Origin of the sequence: Curtobacterium sp. GC_Cur_3 (assembly GCF_026544205.1) — a bacterium.
Taxonomy (GTDB): domain Bacteria; phylum Actinomycetota; class Actinomycetes; order Actinomycetales; family Microbacteriaceae; genus Curtobacterium.
On sequence record NZ_JALNUI010000063.1, the window covers coordinates 1 to 3,277 of the forward strand.

At 64.4% G+C, this 3,277-nt stretch carries 2 protein-coding genes; one reads left to right on the forward strand and one right to left on the reverse strand.

Features of this window, described 5'->3' with window-relative positions:
* Positions 1 to 61: 61 nt before the first annotated feature.
* A complete protein-coding gene (locus OXR63_RS17940) occupies positions 62 to 706 on the reverse strand; it encodes a hypothetical protein (RefSeq protein WP_267425595.1) in 645 nt (214 codons plus the stop codon).
* 1,684 nt (positions 707 to 2,390) lie between these two features.
* Between OXR63_RS17940 and OXR63_RS17945 the strand changes: the two genes are divergently transcribed.
* Positions 2,391 to 3,277: BLUF domain-containing protein (locus OXR63_RS17945; protein ID WP_267425597.1), on the forward strand; the 887-nt coding region annotated here is incomplete at its 3' end.

A 3,277-nucleotide genomic window follows, 5' to 3' on the forward strand; every position in this document is an offset into this window, starting at 1 on the left:
ATCGGCTGTCGGACGGTCACCTCCGCCGGTTCGGTATCGGCTGCCCCCTTTTAGGTCCCTGTCAGTTCGGGTCGGGCAGGTTCCGGGCGAGGTGCGCGGCCCAGATGTCGTATGTGTTGCTGTAGCGCTTCTGGTCTGACTCTGGACGCCACAGTGATCGGGTCAGTTCCTCGGGGAACGAGACGCAGACGGCCCGGGAGTGGTCTTCAGCCGCGATGTCGGTGCGCCGGTTCAGCGCGCTCCCATGACGACCCGCGGCGACCCGTGCGGGTCGGGAAAGACTGCCCGCGTTATCGAGCGGTGGAATGTGAGCGAGCAGGATCCGCGCGTCGGCAGGCAGCATCGTGGTGAGTGTCGTGAGGGTGTCCCGGATTCCTTCCTCCCAGATTGCTGGGCGCACGACGCGCAGCGCGTCCGTGATCCCCACGACCACGACCACAATGTCAGCCCTGCGAATCGCGTCCTCACTCGCCGCGAGGACGGAGGGAGCGTCGGCGAGTCGCGCGTTCGGGAACGGCTTGATGCTCCACTCGACGCCCCGTCCGGACGCGGCGTGGTGGTGTCGGGCGAAGTACGCCGCCATCGACAGTTGGTGCGTGCGGACTCCGAGGCTTATCTGACCGGCCTCGCCGAGGAACAACACCCGGTCTACGTCTGAGCCGGGCACCGCGCCATGTCGTTTATCGTCGGGGTAGATGTCTCCCATCGAGTCCGCGCGTCGGAAGAAGAACTCGGTGGTGCGGGCCAGGCGGGCTGGGGCCCGGACGACGTGGTCGAGAGTGCGGGCGATTGCGCTCATCAAGGTCCTGATATTTCGGACCCCTCGGGGTGGGCATGACAGCGGTTCACGACTCCCGTCGGTCCGGAAGTGGCCGGATGGTGACTGGTCGAGTCTGCCGCGACTGAGGGTGCGCTAGCGGGTGGATGCCGGCTACCGGGGTCTGGGGTAGCCGCACATCAACGTAGGCAACGACTGCGGCTATTGCAACAGCAACACAGCGTGCGCTGTGACGTCTACCGTCCGAAGAAGGGCTTACGGCGGACGGTGCACCTCAAGTACCCCTACTTGGACACCGGCGATGCGATCCAAGTTTGAGTATCTCGAGTCGGCGTCGACGGCACCCTCGGTGGCTCATAAAGGTGTTGCTGACCGACCTAGACCGGACCTCGATCAGCGCGTTGGATCGCTGCTTGCAGTCGTAGGACGCAAGTCGACGGCTTCATGCTCGAGACCGCTCCGAGGTCGACCTGATCTGCGCTCGTATCCGCGAAGGCAGCCGGCAAGCTCTGTGGCGGCAAGCCTAAATTCAACAAAGCGCAAGAGAAGCACCTGGTCGAGCTACACCGTGCTGGCATCCACACCACCAGCGACCGCGCCGAGCTGCTTGGATTCGCGCATACACAACCGTGTACCGGGCTGTTCACCGCGCCGATCCTCACCGCCTCGGTTCTCGGTTAGCCATCCGTCGCTGATTCGCTTCTAGCGCCGAAGACCGGGCGTGCTCTACCCTCGCGATGAGGCCGGTTCGAGCAAGCTCCTGACCTCGTCAGGGCGGTCCGACAGGGCTTGCCTAGAGCGGACGGGGTCAACGCTCAGGCCCCGTCCGCTCCCTCGTTTGAGTGCGGCCCACGCATCCCGAACCGATTCTTGCGAAGCAAGGCTGACGAGTCTCGAGACGGCAATACGTTCGCTTCGGATAGCATCTCGAACAGGTCGGGCATACGACTTTCTGCCGTCGCCGGTGCTTGATCGCCTCGGCGAAACTTGCGACGGAGTCCCGCCATCGTCTCGATCGCAGCTGGCGCAACTGACGGCTCTCGTTCGTACCGGGATGTGTTGATGCTGACCTCCCAAGACTGGCCCCGATACTGCCCTGAACGCCGCAACCCGGTCGCCACGTAGCGCAGAACGGTGCTTGGGTATCACCTGCCACGTGGTGTCTGATTCGCCTGTTGCGATTGCATGGTCGGCGCGGAACTTCGGAAGCCCTCGTATCGCGTGCAAACCGCGCATCGCGGGGGGGGGTCTGCATCGTAAGGAGAGGTGCGACGCGATGCGTCACACCTCTCCGAGCGGTATCTCCCACCGATCAGGAAGGGGGCCGCTCTGACCGGTAACCAGCCGGCTGCTCGAAGTCTCGCCGGTTGATCCTGATCGTGCAACACGTGTCGCCCCGCAGCGCTCGACGTCTGCCGTGGTAAGTCAGCGGCTCGAGGGCTGCGAGGGCGACGGACTCAGGGAACTCAACCTGCACCCACGCGAACAGCAGCCTGAGCGCAACGCGCAGCACAGAGCCGCACTCGTCCGCCCTTCGATCGCCAGGATGGGAACACCCGAAGGTGGGGTTGTGGCTCGTGTGGACATGCGTCTTGACTCTGTAAAAGCCCGAGTGGACTACGAACAGGAAGAAGCCAGCATGCGATCGCTCGTCTACACCAGCACGCAGACACGTCCGATCACGGACTCAGAACTGGCCCAGATCCTCGCCGTCGGTCGCGAGAAGAACACCCGGCTGGGCGTCACCGGAATGCTCGCCCACAAAGAGGACAACTGCATCGGCGTGCTCGAGGGTAACGACGACGTCGTCCGCAGCCGGTTCGAACAGGTCCGCGCTGACCCACGACACACGAACGTGCGTCTCCTGCTCGACGAACCCATCCAGCGGCGGTCGTTCCCGGACTGGTCGATGGCGTTTCAGTCCCTCGACCCACTCATGCGCGACGTCCCCGGTTTCAGCGATCTGTTCGACGTCTCCCGTCCCTCCGACCCCTCGTTCGGTGCGTCCCGAGCACGAGGGCTGCTGGACTGGTTCCGGAAGCACCCCCTGGCACCACTGACAAACCAGCAAGCGATCGATGAGGAAGCCCCGAAGACCCGAGTCATCAACAGTGCGATCGCCGCGATTCACGACAATGGAGTCTCACGCTTCTCAATCGAGGCTGTCGTGGATCGCAGCGGAATGAGCGTCGACCAGATCAGTGAGCTCTTCCCGTCCACACACGCACTGCTCGCGGCGACCGTGATGCGCTGGACGCGGGCTGTATCGGCACCACTGCTGCCCCTGGCTGCGGAGAAAGGAACCGTCGCCTACCTCCATGCCCTGCTCGCGGCCCACCGGGAGGAACCCGCGCTGATGCGGCTGATCGCCTCAACGCTCGGCGTATCGACCGATCCATCCGCGGACGGATCGGACTACTACCGGTCGGCCTACCTGCAGTTCCGGCAGGTCGTCCGCGCCGCACTCACCGAGGACGTACGAACGGGGAGGGAGCCAGC

What these genes read in the sequence shown, in the direction of transcription:
- OXR63_RS17940 (WP_267425595.1), bottom strand. Translation starts at nt 706, where the DNA reads ATGGGAGACATCTACCCCGACGATAAACGACATGGCGCGGTGCCCGGC.